Source organism: Streptomyces sp. NPDC043176 (genome assembly GCF_056436715.1).
Map to the genome: position 1 here is coordinate 196076 of NZ_JBWKCA010000010.1, position 16249 is coordinate 212324.

Below are 16249 nucleotides of genomic sequence, written 5' to 3' on the forward strand. Positions count from 1 at the left end.
CGCGGGCGGGCGCCGGTCAGAGTACGCGGCGTCCGCCCTCCGCCAGGGCCTCCCTGACCTCGCGCGCCACTCGGGCCGCGTCGTCCGGGTTGTTCACCACGTCCGTGTGGTTCATGTCGACGACGAGCACGTCGCTGGCCGAGTAGTGCTTGTGCACCCAGTCGTCGTAGCCGGACCACAGGGTCCGGTAGTACTCGACGAGGCTCTCGTCCTGCTCGAAATCGCGTCCCCGCAGTCCGATGCGGTGCATGACCGTCTCGAAGTCGGCCGTGAGGTAGACCATGAGGTCGGGGGCCTTGCGGTACGGCAGGCCGTCGATCTCGCGCATCATCTCCCCGAGCAGCCCCTCGTACACCCGCATCTCGAGGGAGCTGATCCGGCCCAGCTCGTGGTTGACCTTGGCGAAGTACCAGTCCTCGTAGATGGACCGGTCGAGCACGTTGTCACCCTGCTTGTACGCCTCCTTGATGGCGGCGAACCTCGTCTGCAGGAAGTAGAGCTGGAGGAGGAAGGGATACCGCTTCGCCTGTATCTCCTCAGGGCTCGCCGAGTAGAAGAGCGGAAGGATCGGGTTGTCGTCCACGCTCTCGTAGAAGACCTCGCTGCCCAGCTCCTTGGCCAGCAGCTCGGCCACACTCGTCTTGCCGATCCCGATCATTCCTCCGACGCAGATCACCGGCATACCTCACTTCTCCCTGGGGGTTCTTCTGTTCGTGGGCGGGGAGCCGGGCTTCCCGCACCCCTGTGACGCACGGTGGTCACGCGATTCCCCGGGATTCTCTGATCGACGTCGGCCGCGGCCCGCGGCAATTTTAGATGACGTTCCCACCCGGGCCGGCCGGTACGTCGGCACGGACCGCACGCCGCCTCCCCGCCACCAGGGGAGTCGGTACGCCTTGACGGTGGGGGGGCGTCCCGCGTCGAGCATGGGTGGTCGTCCCGCGGCGTCGAGCATGAGTGGTCGTCCCGTTTCATGGCGGGTGGCGGGTGGCGGGTGGCGGGTGGCGGGTGGCGGGTGGCGGGTGGCGGGTGGCGGCGAGGTGGGGCGCATGGTTCCCGTTCGGCGGAGTACCGGACGCCCCGGCGACGGCCGCGCCCGGTCAGCAGCCCGTGCGCAACGCCGTCGGACCGGCGGCCGAGGGACACCACCGCGAGCCCCCGCAGCCGGACAAGGGATTCCTCGACGCCAACACCACGCTGGTCCTGCTGTCCATCGGAGGCGACGACGCCGGTTCCGCCGGCATCTTCACGGCCTGCTTCGCCACGCAGGCCTGTCACGAGAACCCCGTCCTGAACCCGGACGCCACGACGAGGAAGCGGATCACGGACAAGGCCGGGCCCTCCGTGAGACGGCCCTGCAGCAGATCGCCCAGGCCGCGCCCCACGCGGGCGTTCCCGAGCCCACACGCGGCGAGGCACCAAGGGCGGCTTCCCCGGCCTCAACCCGCCGTCGAGCCGGCAGTCCTCCCACCCCCACGAACTCGGCACGACCATCCTCGCCGACGCCTCACCACCGACCTCCCGCTCTTCGGCCACCCCCGCTGACCCAGAGGGACCACGCCGGGGTCGGCGGGCGGTCAGGGCCCCGGGGGCCGTGCCGGCACTCGGCGTGGAATCCCCGGGTGTCCGCGGCGCACGGCTCCTACGCTGGGGGTCGTGACATCGGACAACAGGCCCCTGGCCGTCTTCGACCTCGACAACACGCTGGCCGCCACCGCGCACCGGCAGCACTTCCTGGAGCGCAAGCCCAAGGACTGGGACGCCTTCTTCGCGGCGGCGCCCGACGACCCGCCGCTCGACGAGGGCATCGGGCTGTGCCATGAGGCGGCGGAGGAGTGCGAGGTGGTGTACCTGACCGGGCGGCCCGAGCGCTGCCGGCGGGCGACGGTGCGGTGGCTGGCGGAGCAGGGACTCCCGGAAGGGGCCGTCCACATGCGGCGCCCCCGCGACTTCCGGCCCGCCCGGGTGACCAAGGTGGAGATCCTGCGCCGTCTCGCCGCCGACCGCACGGTGAGGATGCTGGTCGACGACGACATGGCGGTGTGCGACGCGGCGGAGGACGCCGGTTTCCGCGTCGTGCGCGCCCGGTGGGCCGAGCCCTCCGAGGCGCTGCGGGAGGCCCAGGAGAAGGAGGGCCGCACCTGACCGGTGGGCCCCGTACCCGACCGTCAGGCCGCGCCGTCCGTCAGGCCGCGGCGACGGGAAGGCCGCGGCGACCGGTACCCGCTACCCGCGCCGACCGGTACCCGCACCGCCCGTCGGCGGTGGCGGGCGGGGGCCGTCAGCCCTCGTCCTCCAGGCGGAAGCCGACCTTCAGGCCGACCTGGTAGTGCTCGATGGCGCCGTCGACGATGTGGCCGCGTACCTGCGTGACCTCGAACCAGTCGAGGGCCCGCAGCGTCTGCGAGGCGCGCTTGATGCCGTTGCGGATGGCCGCGTCGACGCCCTCGGTGGAGGTGCCGACGATCTCGGTGACGCGGTAGGTGTGATTCGACATGGGGGCCGAACTCCTCTCGGTACGTTCCCTCCACGGTGCCCCAGGGCGCGTCGGCGCGCGACACGACGGCGGCCGGGCGGTACCCGGTGAGCTACCGAAGGTAACGACTCGGCCTGCCCGACCTCGGGTCGGAACGGGGTGGTCCAGGACTTGACCATCCCGTTGGTCCAGACCAGAATCCAGGCCACATACCCGCGCGAACGCCCCGTTCGGTCCCCCCATGTCGGGTCAGCCCCCATGCCGCACGCCCTGTGCTGCATGCCGCACGCCCCTGTGCTGAACCGCGGAAGGTGACCCACGTGAAGAACCGCCATCTCGCCTGCCCCCTGGCAGCCGCCCTCGCCCTCGCCCTCGCCGGCTGCGGGATGCTGCCGGGTGGCGGCGGCCAGACGAAGACCGTCAACATCTGGCTGATGCGGGACAGCGTCAGCGAGGACTTCCTCACGCGCTTCACGGAGGCGTACGAGGACGAGCACGACGACGTCGAACTCAAGGTCACCATCCAGGACTGGACCGGCATCGGGAAGAAGGTCACCGAGGCCATCGAGGGCTCCGGCGGCCCGGACGTCATCGAGGTCGGCAACACCCAGGTCGCCCAGTACGCCGACACCGAGAAGCTCTTCGACCTCACCCTGGAGTCCGTGCGCGACCTCGGCAGCGAGGACTGGGTGCCCGGCCTCGCCGAACCCGGCAGCATCGGCGGCTCCCAGTACGGCATCCCCTGGTACGCGGCCAACCGCATCGTCATCTACAACAAGGACCTGTTCGGCGCCGCCGGCATCGACGAGCCGCCGGCCACCCGCGCCGAGTGGCTCTCCGACACCGAGAAGCTCAACCGCGACGGCACCCAGGGCATCTACCTCGCCGGACAGGACTGGTACACCCTCGCCGGCTTCATCTGGGACGAGGGCGGCGAGCTCGCCGTCGACAAGGGCGGGGAGTGGACCGGCGCGCTCGAATCGCCCGCCGCCCGGCGCGGCATGGCCTACTACAAGCAGCTCCAGTCCCTGGGCTCCGGCCCCAAGAACGCGGACGAGCAGAACCCGCCGCAGGCAGACGTCTTCGCCAAGGGCGACGTGGCCCAGCTCATCGCCACCCCCAGCGCCGTAGCCGCCATCCTCAAGGCCAACCCGGGACTCAGGGACAAGCTCGGCTACTTCCCGATACCCGGCGCGAAGGCCGGTCAGCCCTGCGCCGTCTTCACCGGCGGCTCCGACCTCATCATCCCGGAGAACGCGCCCGAGCGGACCGCCGCCATCGAGGTCGTCAAGGCGCTCGCCAGCGAGAAGTGGCAGTCCGAACTCGCCCGCACGATGGGCTACGTGCCCAACAAGAAGAGCCTCGCCTCCGTCGTCGCCAACCAGGAGGCCACCGCCGTCATGGCCAAGGGCGCCGTGCGCGGCCGGGCCACCCCCAACTCCCCGCAGTGGGCCAGCGTCGAGGGCGACAACCCCATCAAGCCGTACATGACGGCCGTCCTGACGGGCGAGGACCCGCTGAAAGCGGCCAAGGAGGCCTCGGCCGCCATCACGGACACGCTCGCCGAATAGCATTCAGCGTTCGCACACCGGCGATCCCCCGGACGGTCAACTCGAATCCAGCCGGTCACGGAAGAAGTAGGGAGCCGGGCCACCGCGCGAGCGGTCCGGCCCGCCCCGTCCCCTTCCGTCCGCCGGAGGAGCCCGCCATGACCGCACCGACGCCCACGCTCGCCGTCCCCGCACCGGCGCCCACCCCGAACGTCCCCGCGCAAGCCCTCGCCGCCCCCGGCCCCGCCGGGGCGCTGTCCCTCCCCGTCCCCGCGCCCGCCGTCCCCGCGCGGCCCGCCGCCCGGCCGGACCGGGAGCCCGGCCTCCGGTACCTCGTCGGCCTCGCCCGGAACCAGGAGGACGTGCGGGCCGCCCAGCGGCTGCGCCACCTGGTGTTCGCCGGCGAGATGGGCGCCCGGATCGACGGGCCCGAGCCCGGACTCGACACCGACGCCTTCGACGCGTACTGCGACCACCTCCTCGTACGGGAGGGGAACACCGGCGAGGTCGTGGGCACCTACCGCATCCTGCCGCCCGAGCGGGCGGCCGTCGCGGGCCGTCTCTACTCCGAGACCGAGTTCGACCTCACCCGGCTCGCGCCCGTCCGGCACGACCTCGTCGAGGTCGGACGCTCCTGCGTCCACCCCGCCCACCGCAACGGTGCCGTCATCGCCCTCATCTGGGCCGGACTCGCCCGCTACATGACCACGGCCGGACACGAATGGCTCGCCGGCTGCTGCTCGCTCCCGCTCGCCGACGGCGGCACCCTCGCCGCCGCCACCTGGGACACCGTCAAGGCCAGGCACCTCGCCCCGGAGGAGTACCGGGTCACCCCGCACAAACTGTGGAACCCGGAGGGCATCACGCGCCCCGAGGGCCGCACCGAGCTCCCGCCGTTGCTGCGCGGTTACCTCAGGCTCGGCGCCTGGGTCTGCGGCGCCCCCGCGTACGACCCCGACTTCGGCGTCGCCGACCTCTACGTCCTGCTCTCCCTGCGCCGCGCCAACCCGCGCTACCTCCAGCACTTCCTGTCGCTCGCCCCGGCGCGGTGAACCGCCCCACGGCACCCTCCCCGTGGTTCCCCACGGCACCCTGCACCCCCGGCCGTTGCGCGGCTCACCCCGGCACCGGCGGCGACCACCGGACCGCCGGTGCCGCACTCGCCGTCCTCCGCCTGGCCGCCGGCATCGGCACCGTCCTCCTCGGCGTCCTGCTCGCGCCCGCCGCCGCGCTGCTCCCGCCCGCCGCCCGGCTCGGTCTCGTCCGGTCGTGGGCGCGGGCGGTGGTCCGCGCCTTCGGGGTACGCGTCCGGTACACAGGCCCGGCCGAGGCCTCCGGCCCCCTCCTCGTCGTCGCCCACCACGTCTCCTGGCTCGACATCCCCCTCGTCGCGGCCCTGCTGCCGGGCCGGACGGTCGCCAAGGCCGAGGTGCGCCGCTGGCCGCTCCTCGGCGGGCTCGCCGCGCTCGGCGGCACCCTCTTCCTGGACAGGGACGGGCTCCGTGCCCTGCCCGGGGCGGTCGGCGAGATGACCGGCGTGCTCACGCGAGGCGGCCGGGTCGTCGTCTTCCCCGAGGGGTCGACGTGGTGCGGACGGGCGGCCGGCCGCTTCCGGCCGGCCGCGTTCCAGGCCGCGCTGGACAGCGGGGCCGACGTCCAGCCCGTACGGATCGACTACCGACCCGCGGACGCGGCCGCCTACGTCGGCGACGACCCGCTCGGCGCCTCGCTGTGGCGGGTCGTCACCACCCGCCGCCTCACCGCGGAGGTCCGGACGGCCGAGCGGATACCCGCCGCGCGGTACCCCGACCGGAAGTCCCTCGCCGCGGCCGCTCAGCGCGCCGTCGCGAGCGACAGCGCGAACCTGCCCTCGCTGTCCGTCCACCAGTGGTCCAGATCGAGGTCCGCCGCCGCGAGCTCCGCCCGGACACCCGCCTGACGGAACTTCGCCGACACCTCCGTCCGTACCTCCTCGCCCGCCGCGAACGGCACCACGAGGTCCAGCTCGGGAATCTTCACGGTGAGCGCGTGGCGGGCGCGCAGCCGCATCTCGACCCACTCCCGCTCGGCGTCCCACAGCGCCACGTGGTCGAAGGCGTCCGGGTCGGCGTCCGCGCCGAGCTCCCGGTCGATCACGGACAGCACGTTCTTGTTGAACGCCGCCGTCACCCCGGCCGCGTCGTCGTAGGCGGCGACGAGCGTCGCCTCGTCCTTCACCAGGTCCGTGCCCAGGAGCAGCGCGTCCCCCGGCGAGAGCATCGACCGCACCGAGCGGAGGAACGTCCGACGCTCGGACGGAAGCAGGTTCCCGATCGTCCCGCCGAGGAAGGCGACGAGCCGCGGCCCGGGCGTCCCCGGCAGCCCGAGGCCCCGGGTGAAGTCCGCGACCAGCGCGTGCACCCGCAGCTCCGGCCGCTCGGCGAGCAGTGACTCGGCCGCCCCGGTCAGCGCGGACTCGCTCACGTCCACGGGGACGTAGCTGTCCAGGCCGGGAAGCAGCGCGTCGATCAGGAACCGGGTCTTCTCGGAGGAACCCGAGCCCAGCTCCACCAGGGTCCTCGCCCCGGTGACGGCGGCGATCTCCGGAGCCCGCGCCGCCAGGATCTCCCGCTCCGCACGCGTCGGGTAGTACTCGGGCAGCCGGGTGATCTCCTCGAAGATCTCACTGCCCCGGGCGTCGTAGAACCACTTCGGCGGCAGCTCCTTGGGGGACCGGGTCAGACCGTGCAGGACGTCGGCGCGCAGATCGGCGCCGGCGGCGTCGGGGGCGAGGGTGCGGGTCAACTGGAACGGGCTCACGCGGACGGCTCCTTGAGCGGGGTGAGGGTGACGTCGGCGCGGCCGGCGGTCACGAGCGTGCGCTCGGGCACCGCCCGCCAGAGCGGATCGTCGTCGTACGGTTCGGAGGCCACGACCACACGGTCGGGGCCCGTGAGGTACCAGAGGCTGTCCCCCCAGGTCGTCGCGGCGATGGTGACGCCGTCGGTCAGCAGCAGGTTCAGCCGGGACCCGGGCGCCGCGGCGGCGGCCTCCCGCACGGTGTCCGCGAGCGCCGGCCCCGGCGCGTCCCCGGCCCGAAGCCGGTGCAGCACCAGCGCCCACAGCAGCGCCGAGTCGGTGCGCGCCTCCAGCGACAGCAACTCCTCGGCCGGCAGCGTCCCGGCCAGCGGCGCCAGCGAACCGGGCCAGCCCTTGACCGCGCCGTTGTGGCTGAACAGCCACGGCCCGCCGCCGAACGGCGCCGCGGCCGCCTCCCCGTCGGCACCCGGCAGAGTGGCACTCCGTACGGCGGCCAGGACCGCCCCCGAGCGCACCACCCGGGCGAGGTCCGCGAAGGACAGGTCGCCCCAGATCGGCCCGGCCCGCCGGTACCGCGCGGGCACCGGATCGCCCTCCGCGTACCAGCCCACGCCGAAGCCGTCGGCGTTCACCACCCCGCTGGCCTGCGTACGGGGCTCCCAGGCCTGGCGCAGCAGCGCGTGCCCCGGTCGCAGAAGGAGTTCGCCGAGAGCCACCGGCTCGCCCAAGAAGGCGATATGACGGCACATCAGTCGAGCTCCGCACTGCGCGCCGTGCGGAACCCGGAGAAGATCTGGCGCCGCACCGGCAGGTCCCAGTTGCGGAACGTGCCCCGGCAGGCCACCGGGTCCACCGCGAACGAACCACCGCGCAGCACCTTGTACTCGGGACCGAAGAACACCTCCGAGTACTCCTTGTACGGGAAGGGGGTGAACCCCGGATACGGTAGGAAGTCGCTCGCCGTCCACTCCCACACGTCGCCGATCAACTGCCGTACGCCGAGCGGCGACGCGCCCTCCGGGTAGCTGCCGGCGGGCGCCGGCCGAAGGTGCCGCTGCCCCAGGTTCGCGTGCTCGGGACCGGGCTCCGCGTCGCCCCACGGATAGCGCCGCGAACGCCCCGACCCCGGGTCGTACCGGGCGGCCTTCTCCCACTCGGCCTCCGACGGCAGCCGGCGGCCCGCCCAGCGCGCGTACGCGTCCGCCTCGTACCAGCTGACGTGCAGCACCGGCTCCTCCTCCGGCACCGGTTCCGTCACCCCGAACCTGCGCCGCAGCCACTGCCCGCCCTCCCGGCGCCAGAACAACGGCGCGTCGATGGAGTGCTCCCTGATCTGAGCCCAGCCCTCCGGCTGCCACCAGCGCCGCTCCGTGTAGCCGCCGTCGGCCATGAACGCCAGATAGGCGCCGTTCGTCACCGGCACGGTGTCGATGTGGAACGCGGGCACCAGGCGCGCGTGCGCCGGCCGCTCGTTGTCCAGTGCCCACGGTTCGTCCGAGGTGCCCATCGTGAACGGGCCCCCGGGTACGAGGACCTCGGGCGGCAGCGGCCCCGACCGCCGGGCCGGCGGCGGGGGAGCGGTCAGGGAGGCGGGCCCCCTCCGCAACTGATGGGTGATCAGCATGGTCTCGTCGTGCTGCTGTTCGTGCTGGGCGATCATGCCGAACGCGAACCCGGCGTCGACCAGCGGCCGCCCCTCCAGAGGCGTGCTCTCCAGCACGTCGAGCACCCGGACGCGTACGTCCGCCGCGTAGGCCCGCGCCTCGTCCGGCGCGAGCAGCGGAAGGGACGGCCGCGCCGCCCTCGGATGCAGGAACGCGTCGTACAGCGAGTCGATCTCCGGCCGCAGCGCCTCACGCCCCGCGACCGCCCGCCACAGCCACTGCTCCTCCTGGTTGCCGATGTGCGCCAGATCCCACACCAGCGGCGACATCAAAGGGGAGTGCTGCGCCGTCAGTTCGCCGTCCTCCACGCAGGACGTGAGCAGCGCGGTCCGCTCCCGCGCCACGGTCAGCGCCTCCACGGCGCGCGTACGCAAGGCCTCCGGATCGCTCCCGACTCCGTCCCCGACCGCGCTCCCGTCCGCCATCCGACCGTCGCCTCCCTTCTCATCGGTCATGACGTCACCGCCTGGAGCTCGTCGGCCGGGCAGGTCCCGGGAATCACGTACCGTTCCTGGAAGGCGGCGACCGCACGCCGGACCGTCTCGCTCGCCCCGATCCGCGGCAGCGCGTCGAGGGCGGCGGCGAACACGATCCGGGCGGCGGCGTGCAGCTCCGGATCGGTGAGGCCGTCACGGGCCGCCGCGAACCAGAGCGGATTGCGCGGAGCGGGATCCGCACCGGCCCGCTCCCCGAGGTGCTCGAGCGACCGGTACACGGTCTCCGCCGCCTCCGGGTCCTCGAACACCGCCGTCGTCACGGCCACCGGCACCATCCAGCCGTCGGGGCCCGGCTGCGCGTCCACCATCCGCAGCTCCAGATGGCCCCGCGGCCGCACCGGCGGGAACAGCGTCGTCATGTGGTAGCGGAGATCGTCGGCGTCCGCGGCCCGCGGCTCACCCGTACGCAACCACTCCCGGAACGTCAGCCCCTCCGGTACGGCCCAAGGCCCCTCGTCGGCCCGTACGCACAACACCGGGGTGTCGAGGACGTGCGCCGCCCACTCCGCGCGCGGCTCCCCGTCGACCGGGGGCGCCAGCGCCCGCCGCGGATCGAGGTCCGCCCACAACGCCTGCCGCGTCGAACGCCAGCCGGTCCGGCGGCCACCGTGCACCGCCGAGTTCGCGAACACCGCCACCAGCACCGCGCCCAGGAGGTGAGCCAGCCGCCAGCGCCGGTGATAACCGAGCGGCCCCGGCTCCTCCACCCCCGCGTCCAGACAGATCTGCACCGACGCCGAGTCGCACATCATCGCCTGCCCGGCCGTGCCGGTACGGCCCAGCGCCGTCTCCATCGCGTCGTAACGGGGCTCGTGCAGCACCCTCTCGCGGGGCGCGTGCCACGGGTCCACCCCGTACCCGCTCAGCGTGAGACCGAGCGGCCCCAGCGCGCCCCGCACCGCCCGCAGGTCAGCGGCGAGGGAGTCCAGACACTCCATGAGGGAACCGGCCGGGCGCGAGCTGAGCTCCAGCTGCCCGCCGGGTTCGAACGTCAGGGCCGACACCAGCGGCAGCGACCGCACCGTGTCCACCGCCGCCGCCAGTCTCGGTGGCCGTACGGGCGTCCGCGCGTCCCGCAGGTCGTGCACCAGCCACTCCAGCTCCGCCCCCACCGTGCGGGGCGGACCCGTCTTGAAGCAGATACATCGCAGCAGGTCCTCCGCCTCTCCTTCACCGAGAGGCGGCCCGCCACGCGGTATACCGCTCGACGCCATCCCTGCACCTCCTCGTCATGGGGCCACGCCCCCCGGAAGTCCCTGCTTCCACCTAAAGCCACCCCCGACCCCCACGCAAGACCACCCCACCAGCCACCCCCCCCGGCAGCCCCCACCCCCACCCCGCCGCCCACCGCCTGCGCCGTGCCTGCGTCTGTGCCGTGCCGCCGCCCGCGCCGCGCCCCGCCCACCCCCGTTGTGGGCAATCGTTCCGCTGGGGCGGAACGGGTGGGCACAACGGACGGCGCCTTTTGCCGGGCCTAGGCTTCCGGGCCCGAACCCGCACGGACAGCGCGGTGCACTGAGGGTGCGGGCCAGGGCGCAAAGGGGCGGAGGCGCCGCCGAGGGCGCCGCCCCGTGTGCCCACCCGTCCCGCCCCAGCGGGACGATTGCCCACACGGCGGGTGGGCGACAGCCCATGCGGGGCGCGGGCCCACACACGGGCGGCGGGCGAAGCCCCACACGGGCACGGGTCACGTGGGCACGGGCCATGCGCGTGCACGGCCCACACGGGCACGGGCCCCCACGGGCACGGGTCATGCGACCCGCGGGCGGGGCCCCCGTGCCCCGACGTCGTCTGACATGCGTCCCCCGCACCCCCATGCCACGCTGAGGAGGTACGGACGACAGTCCGAGACCCCTCACGGGAGGCACGATCGTGGGCAAGAAACAGACCCGGACGAACCGGGGAGCCCGTACCGGCGGCCACGAGCACCGCACAGAAGCGGCTCCCCAGGAGAAGACGACGGCGATGCCGGCGAGAGAGACCTCGATGCCCCTCGTGGAGCACGCGTCGCACCGCAAGGAACGGAAGTTCGGCCACAACTGAGGCCGGGGGCTGGTGAGCGGGGCAAGGGGAGCCGACGGGGGTACGAGAACGGGGCCCGGCGCCGCCAAGGCGTCGGGCCCCGTCCGTCGTTCCGTGACCGGGTGCTGCCGAGGCGTCGGGCCCCGTCGGTCACTCCGGGACCGGGCGCCGGTGAGGCGCCGGGGTCGGGCCGGCGGTGAGGGACCGGTCGGCTCGGGAGCCGACCGGGCTGGTCGTCACGCCAGGGGGCTGGGCGACTACGTGTCGTCGCCGACGGTGATCTGTACGCTTTCGGCCGGCCGCGTGGCCGGTTGGGCCGGGATGTTCGTCGGGCCGAGGGTGTCCTGGGCGGCGGGGTTCATGGTGGCGAGGAGTTGGCGGGCGAGGCCGAGGCCGGTGCCGCCCATGGTGAGGGCCTTGGCGAAGACGTCGGCCATGCCGTCGGCGCCGTTGAGGAGGACCATCTGGTCGACGTTGCCGAAGGCGGAGGCGCCAGCGGAGACGATCTCGGGCCACTTCTCGGCGAGTTGCTGGGCGACGACGGCCTCCTGGTTCTCGGCGAGGGCCGCGGCACGTGCCTTGATCGCCTCGGCTTCGGCGAGACCCTTCGCGCGGGTGGCCTCGGCGACGGCGAGACCCTTGGCGTGCTGGGCGGCCGCCTCCGCCTCACCGGTGAGCCGCGTCGCGGTGGCCCTGGCGGCGCTGGCGAGTTCGGTCTCCTTGGCCTCGGCCTCGGCCGCGGAGATGCGGGCGTCGCGTTCGGCCGCGGCGAGCGTCCGGGTCTCGTAGGCCATGGCGTCGGCGGGCTTGCGGACCTCGGCCTGGAGTTGCTGTTCCTTGCGGTGCCCTTCCAGCTCGGCGACGCGGGTCTCCTGGACGACGACCTCCTGGCGGGAGGCCGCCTCGGCCAGCGGGCCGGCCTGCTGGGCGCGGGCGGAGGCCTGGTCGCGTTCGGCCTGGTAGCCCGCTTGGAGGATCTCGCTGTCGCGGGTGGCCTCGGACATGCGGGCCGCGGCCTGCTGTTCGGCCTCGGTCGCCCGTCGGTTGGCCTCGGCCTGCGCGATCCGGGCGTCCCGCTGGACGGCGGCGGCGTGCGGGGCGGCGAGGTTCTTGATGTACCCGGTGGGGTCCTCGATCTCGTGGATCTGCAGCGAGTCGACGATCAGGCCGAGCTTCTCCATCTCCGTGCCACAGGCCGAACGGGCCTGTCCGGTCAGCTTCTCCCGGTCACGGATCATGTCCTCCACGGTCAACCCGCCGACGATGGCGCGGAGGTGGCCGGCGAAGACGATGTGCACCCGCTCCGACATGAGTTTCTGCTGGTCGAGGAAGCGGCGGGCGGCGTTGGCGATCGACACGAAGTCGTCGCCGACCTTGAAGATCACCACGCCGCGGACCTTGAGCGGAATGCCCTGGTGGGTGACGCACTCGACGGACAGCTGCGTCTCGTTGAGGTCGAGCGACAGCTTGCGGACCGCTTGGACGCCGGGGAGCACGAGGGTGCCGCGACCGGTGACGATGCGGAAGCCCATGCCCGCGCCGAGACCCTCGTTCTTGTGGTTGGAACCGGAGATGATCAGCGCCTCGTTGGGTTCCGCGACGCGCCACATCATCTTGAAGACGGTGATGACGGCGAGGACGGCGCCACCGATGACGCCTGCCAGAATGCCGATGCCCATGGGCAAGGTTCCCCCTTCACCGGGGCCGAGCGGACCCGGTGAAGGGAGTGTGCGCCCGGGGTGGGCGCGCACTCAACGGTTCGGTCAACTGTCGTACGCGGCTGTGACATAGACGGTGCGCGGAGGTAGATGTTCCATGACCATCACCACCGTTCCGACCTCGATCCGTTCCTTCGGCGTCGCCGGGTGGGCGAGGAAGTGCTCGGCGCCGCCCCGGATCCGGACGATCACCTCGCCGACGAGGCCGGGGCCGACGGTGCCGGTCACCCGGCCGAGCAGTCCCACCATCGCGGAGTCCATCGACGCTTCGTCCATGACCGAACGGTACGTCAGAACCCGCCGGTCGGCGTGGACATGAACGCTCCGAACGCGTCCCGTCGAGGCCGTCCGGGGTGCTGTGCGCTCCGATCCGGCCACCGCCCGTGGCGCCGAGCGGTCAGCGGACGCTGCGGATGGGGCGTACGGCGAGGGCGCCGAGTACCGCCAGGACGGTCGCGACGAGGAAGAGCGCCGTGTATCCGCCGCTGAGCGAGACGACCAGCGAGGCCACGAACGGGGCGACGATCTGCGGGCCGGCGTTGGCGACGTTGAGGACGCCCATGTCGCGGGCCGCGTCCTCCGCCTTCGGCAGCACCATCGTGACCAGGGCGGTGTCGACCGCCATGTAGCAGCCGAAGCCGAGGCCGTTGACGACGGAGAAGGCGAGCATCGCCGTCCAGCTGGTGGAGGCGGCCGGGATGAGGAGGGCGACGGCGGCCAGCGCGGCGGACGCGCCGACGAACAGCTTGCGCCGGTCGAAGCGGTCCGACAGCCAGCCGCCGAGCACCGTGGAGACCACCATGGCCACCGAGTTGAGCGGCATCAGGATCGCCACCGCCTCCTCGGGGCTGAGCCCGGCGGGCAGCTGGGTGTGGTCCTTGAGGATGTACAACTGGAATCCGGCCACCGCGAAGTACCCGAGGACGAGGAGGGCGCGGCCGATGAACGCCCAGCGGAAGTCGTGGTCCTTGAGCGCGCTGCCGAAGGCCGTGAGCTGTTCCTTGACGGGAAGCGCCGCCTTCGGGGGCATGCGCTCCTCGCGGGCACAGGTCGTGAAGAGCACGGCGGTGGCCGCGACGATGGCGCCGAAGACCAGGTATCCGGTGCGGTAGTCCTCGGAGAAGGCCGCGCCGACGAGGGCGCCGATCGTCGAGCCGATGGGCAGTCCGAGTCCCACGGCCGCCGACGCCTTGCCGCGCGAGGCGACGGGCACCCGGTCGGGCACCACGGAGGTGATGGCCGCCTGGTAGATGTTCATGACGGCCTGTCCCAGGCACCAGGCGATGGTGACCAGCAGGATCGTGTGGACGCTGCCGAGCAGCAGCATCACCGGGAGGGCCAGGAGTCCGCCGGCCAGGATCCACGGGTTGCGCCGTCCGGAGCGGTCCGACAGGGCGCCCGCGACCGGATTGAAGACGGTCGCGAAGATCGCGGATATGCCGGAGACGAGGCCGAAGTTCGCCACCTTGTCCGCCGGGTCGATCGACTCGATCTGGAGGGCGAGAAGCATGCCGGGGACGCCGATGTACAGGGCGTACATCGCGGTGTTCCCGGCGAGGAGCAGGGGCAGCAGGCCGCGCGTCGGCCGGGCGGCGGCAGTGGGGTTCGCCGTTCCGGTGGCGGGGCCGGGGGTAGCGGTGCCGGAGCCGGTGCCGGAGGAGGAAAGGGCCACGGTGCCCTCCTGGGGAGATCGCCCGATGAGGGGGCGAGGGGCGGATGGAACGGTCTAGTTACACGTGTCAGTGACACGTGTGAGCACTGTGTAGCATTCAATTCCGGCCATCCGCCAGACCCTGTGCCGGATTGTTCTGGAAAGATGCCGAGGCGATGAGTCAGTCAACCGAACAGCCCTCCGAACGCCCCGCCGGGCGCGCGGTCCCGACGAGCGCCGACGTCGCGCGCCTCGCGGGCGTCTCCCGGGCCACCGTCTCGTACGTCCTGAACAACACGTCGGCCGTCCGCATCAGCGAACCCACCCGCCGCCGGGTCCGGGAAGCGGCCGAGGAACTCGGGTACGTCCCGCACGCCGCCGCCCGCAGCCTGCGCGCCGGCCACAGCCGGATGGTGCTCCTGCCGACCGCGCACGTCCCGGTCGGGCCGCTGTACAGCCAGTTCTTCAACGACTTCCAGTGGGCCCTGCGGCGCCTGGACTACACGGTGGTCCAGTACGGCAGCGTCGGCATGAAGGCCGAGGAGGCCGCCCGCGCCTGGGCCGAGCTGCGGCCGGTCGCCGTGGTGTCGCTCGGCGAGGCCGAGCTCACCGCGCAGGGCGTCGAGATCCTCAAGCGGTCCGGCGCCCGGGCCGTGATCACCCTCGGCACCCAGAACGTGGCGGGCACCCACGCCCTCGTCATGGAACAGGGACGGGTCGGCGAGATCGCCACCGCCCACCTCGTCGAGACCGGCCGCCGCCGCATCGGCGTCGTCATCCCCGAGGAACCCGGCCTCGACATGTTCTCCGGGCCCCGCCTCGAAGGGGCGCGCCGCGCGGCCGAGGGCGCCGGCGCCACCGTCGTCCCCCTCCCGCTGCGGTACGACGAGGAGTCGGCGCGGGCGCTCGCCGCACGGTGGCGCGGCGAGGGTCTCGACGGCGTCTTCGCCTACAACGACGAGTACGCGATGCTCCTGATGCGCGCGCTCCAGGACGAGGGGATCTCAGTCCCCGGGGAGACCGCCGTCATCGGCGCCGACGACCTCCTCCTCGGCCGCCTGCTGCGGCCCCGGCTCAGCACCGTGCGGATCGACATGGTGCTCGGCCGCGAGCTCGCCGAACTCGTCGACCGAGCCGTACGCGAACCCGACACCGCGTCCCTCTCCCGCTCCCTCCTCGACTCCCGCGTCGTACGGAGAGAGTCCAGCTGAACCGCCCGGATACGCGGACCGATGCCGGCCGGCCCGCACCACGCGGTCCGATTCCCGGCTGGACCGCCCCCGGCCACGTGCCCCGGGCGGTGTGGCCGAGCCGCCCCGCACCACGCGGCCCGAGCCGGCACGACCGCCGGGCCGCGCGGTCGGTGCCCTGCTGAGGCGCCTTGGTCGTGCTGCCGCGGCGCGGCTGAGCCCCGCGCGGTGCGGCCGGAGCCGTACCCGGCCGCCCGGGTCGTCCGGCGGGAGTCCCGTCGAGCGCTTAGCGTCGGTGCATGAGCACAGTTCCGAAGCGTTTCGAGATCCTGCTGGTGGCCGAGCACGTGGAGGACCGGGGCGGCGCCTCGGTGACCGACAGTGCCGTCCGCTCGGCCGTGGTCGAGGCCACCGGACGGCACGGCGAGACGGGGTACCCGATCTACGAGGGGCACGGGGTCAGGGCGGACATCGACCCCGAGACGCGCACGGTCGAGGCGATCCTCGTCGACGGGCGCGAGCTCGACTACGGCCTGACAGCCCTGGTCCGCACGACCGAACGCGGCTGACGCGGGGCCTCGCTGTCCGGTCGGCGGTGGTCGACGTGCGGGCTTCCTGTTCCGCCGGCCGTGAGAGCCGTGCGGCTCGCCCGTGCCGCGTACCGCGACCGCCATGGGCTGCT

At 73.1% G+C, this 16249-nt stretch carries 16 protein-coding genes; 7 read left to right on the forward strand and 9 right to left on the reverse strand.

Annotated elements, in window-relative coordinates:
• Window positions 1-16: 16 nt before the first annotated feature.
• Window positions 17-682 carry a deoxynucleoside kinase gene (locus AC067A_RS18930; protein ID WP_479243600.1) on the reverse strand — a complete coding sequence of 222 codons (666 nt, stop codon included), beginning with the start codon at window positions 680-682 and terminating at the stop codon, window positions 17-19.
• A gap of 974 nt (window positions 683-1656) precedes the next feature.
• On the opposite strand from AC067A_RS18930, the gene AC067A_RS18935 reads away from it, so the two are divergent.
• Window positions 1657-2145, forward strand: a complete 489-nt coding sequence (locus AC067A_RS18935) for a phosphatase domain-containing protein (RefSeq protein WP_479243601.1) — start codon at window positions 1657-1659, stop codon at window positions 2143-2145.
• Window positions 2146-2281: 136 nt separating this feature from the next.
• Here AC067A_RS18935 and AC067A_RS18940 read toward each other — a convergent pair whose 3' ends face one another.
• A complete protein-coding gene (locus AC067A_RS18940; RefSeq protein WP_024759194.1) occupies window positions 2282-2497 on the reverse strand; it encodes a dodecin in 216 nt (71 codons plus the stop codon).
• 299 nt (window positions 2498-2796) lie between these two features.
• On the opposite strand from AC067A_RS18940, the gene AC067A_RS18945 reads away from it, so the two are divergent.
• The 3 genes from AC067A_RS18945 (at window position 2797) to AC067A_RS18955 (ending at window position 5965) form a co-directional block, all read left to right on the forward strand.
• Window positions 2797-4047, forward strand: a complete 1251-nt coding sequence (locus tag AC067A_RS18945; protein ID WP_479243602.1) for an extracellular solute-binding protein — start codon at window positions 2797-2799, stop codon at window positions 4045-4047.
• A gap of 137 nt (window positions 4048-4184) precedes the next feature.
• Window positions 4185-5078 (forward strand): GNAT family N-acetyltransferase, encoded by an 894-nt coding sequence (locus tag AC067A_RS18950; RefSeq protein ID WP_479243603.1) that lies wholly within the window; start codon window positions 4185-4187, stop codon window positions 5076-5078.
• On the forward strand, window positions 5075-5965 hold the full coding sequence (locus AC067A_RS18955; RefSeq protein WP_479243604.1) for a lysophospholipid acyltransferase family protein: 891 nt from the start codon (window positions 5075-5077) through the stop codon (window positions 5963-5965). The genes AC067A_RS18950 and AC067A_RS18955 overlap by 4 nt, the downstream gene beginning before the upstream one ends.
• Here AC067A_RS18955 and egtD read toward each other — a convergent pair.
• From egtD to egtA, 4 genes are read right to left on the reverse strand one after another with little or no spacing between them, the layout of a single operon-like run.
• On the reverse strand, window positions 5860-6825 hold the full coding sequence (egtD, locus tag AC067A_RS18960; RefSeq protein WP_479243605.1) for an L-histidine N(alpha)-methyltransferase: 966 nt from the start codon (window positions 6823-6825) through the stop codon (window positions 5860-5862). The two genes, AC067A_RS18955 and egtD, sit on opposite strands and share 106 nt — an antisense overlap.
• The gene (egtC, locus tag AC067A_RS18965) at window positions 6822-7574 is read right to left on the reverse strand and encodes an ergothioneine biosynthesis protein EgtC (RefSeq protein WP_479243606.1); all 753 of its coding nucleotides are present in this window, start codon (window positions 7572-7574) and stop codon (window positions 6822-6824) included. Before egtC ends, egtD begins: the two co-directional genes overlap by 4 nt.
• A complete protein-coding gene (egtB, locus tag AC067A_RS18970; protein WP_479243671.1) occupies window positions 7574-8914 on the reverse strand; it encodes an ergothioneine biosynthesis protein EgtB in 1341 nt (446 codons plus the stop codon). The genes egtC and egtB overlap by 1 nt, the downstream gene beginning before the upstream one ends.
• A gap of 26 nt (window positions 8915-8940) precedes the next feature.
• Window positions 8941-10200 (reverse strand): ergothioneine biosynthesis glutamate--cysteine ligase EgtA, encoded by a 1260-nt coding sequence (gene egtA / locus AC067A_RS18975; RefSeq protein ID WP_479243607.1) that lies wholly within the window; start codon window positions 10198-10200, stop codon window positions 8941-8943.
• Between the two features lie 658 nt (window positions 10201-10858).
• On the opposite strand from egtA, the gene AC067A_RS18980 reads away from it, so the two are divergent.
• On the forward strand, window positions 10859-11029 hold the full coding sequence (locus tag AC067A_RS18980; protein WP_479243608.1) for a hypothetical protein: 171 nt from the start codon (window positions 10859-10861) through the stop codon (window positions 11027-11029).
• A 236-nt stretch (window positions 11030-11265) separates the two neighbouring features.
• Here the strand turns inward: AC067A_RS18980 and AC067A_RS18985 are convergent, their stop codons facing one another.
• The 3 genes from AC067A_RS18985 to AC067A_RS18995 form a co-directional block, all read right to left on the reverse strand.
• On the reverse strand, window positions 11266-12687 hold the full coding sequence (locus AC067A_RS18985) for a flotillin family protein (protein WP_479243609.1): 1422 nt from the start codon (window positions 12685-12687) through the stop codon (window positions 11266-11268).
• A gap of 84 nt (window positions 12688-12771) precedes the next feature.
• Window positions 12772-13002: a hypothetical protein gene (locus tag AC067A_RS18990; protein WP_479243610.1), complete on the reverse strand. Its 231-nt coding sequence runs from the start codon at window positions 13000-13002 to the stop codon at window positions 12772-12774.
• Between the two features lie 121 nt (window positions 13003-13123).
• A complete protein-coding gene (locus tag AC067A_RS18995) occupies window positions 13124-14398 on the reverse strand; it encodes an MFS transporter (RefSeq protein WP_479243611.1) in 1275 nt (424 codons plus the stop codon).
• Between the two features lie 155 nt (window positions 14399-14553).
• On the opposite strand from AC067A_RS18995, the gene AC067A_RS19000 reads away from it, so the two are divergent.
• Window positions 14554-15588, forward strand: a complete 1035-nt coding sequence (locus AC067A_RS19000; protein ID WP_479243612.1) for a LacI family DNA-binding transcriptional regulator — start codon at window positions 14554-14556, stop codon at window positions 15586-15588.
• A gap of 278 nt (window positions 15589-15866) precedes the next feature.
• The gene (locus tag AC067A_RS19005) at window positions 15867-16136 is read left to right on the forward strand and encodes a hypothetical protein (RefSeq protein ID WP_479243613.1); all 270 of its coding nucleotides are present in this window, start codon (window positions 15867-15869) and stop codon (window positions 16134-16136) included.
• The last annotated feature ends 113 nt before the right edge of the window (window positions 16137-16249 follow it).

Excerpts from the sequence above, each read along its gene's own strand:
- AC067A_RS18940 (WP_024759194.1), bottom strand. The coding sequence starts at position 2,497 with ATGTCGAATCACACCTACCGCGTCACCGAGATCGTCGGCACCTCCACC.
- AC067A_RS19000 (WP_479243612.1), top strand. The coding sequence starts at position 14,554 with ATGAGTCAGTCAACCGAACAGCCCTCCGAACGCCCCGCCGGGCGCGCG.
- AC067A_RS18950 (WP_479243603.1), top strand. The coding sequence starts at position 4,185 with ATGACCGCACCGACGCCCACGCTCGCCGTCCCCGCACCGGCGCCCACC.
- egtA (WP_479243607.1), bottom strand. The coding sequence starts at position 10,200 with ATGGCGTCGAGCGGTATACCGCGTGGCGGGCCGCCTCTCGGTGAAGGA.
- AC067A_RS18985 (WP_479243609.1), bottom strand. The coding sequence starts at position 12,687 with ATGGGCATCGGCATTCTGGCAGGCGTCATCGGTGGCGCCGTCCTCGCC.
- egtB (WP_479243671.1), bottom strand. The coding sequence starts at position 8,914 with ATGGCGGACGGGAGCGCGGTCGGGGACGGAGTCGGGAGCGATCCGGAG.
- AC067A_RS19005 (WP_479243613.1), top strand. The coding sequence starts at position 15,867 with ATGAGCACAGTTCCGAAGCGTTTCGAGATCCTGCTGGTGGCCGAGCAC.
- AC067A_RS18990 (WP_479243610.1), bottom strand. The coding sequence starts at position 13,002 with ATGGACGAAGCGTCGATGGACTCCGCGATGGTGGGACTGCTCGGCCGG.
- egtC (WP_479243606.1), bottom strand. The coding sequence starts at position 7,574 with ATGTGCCGTCATATCGCCTTCTTGGGCGAGCCGGTGGCTCTCGGCGAA.
- AC067A_RS18930 (WP_479243600.1), bottom strand. The coding sequence starts at position 682 with ATGCCGGTGATCTGCGTCGGAGGAATGATCGGGATCGGCAAGACGAGT.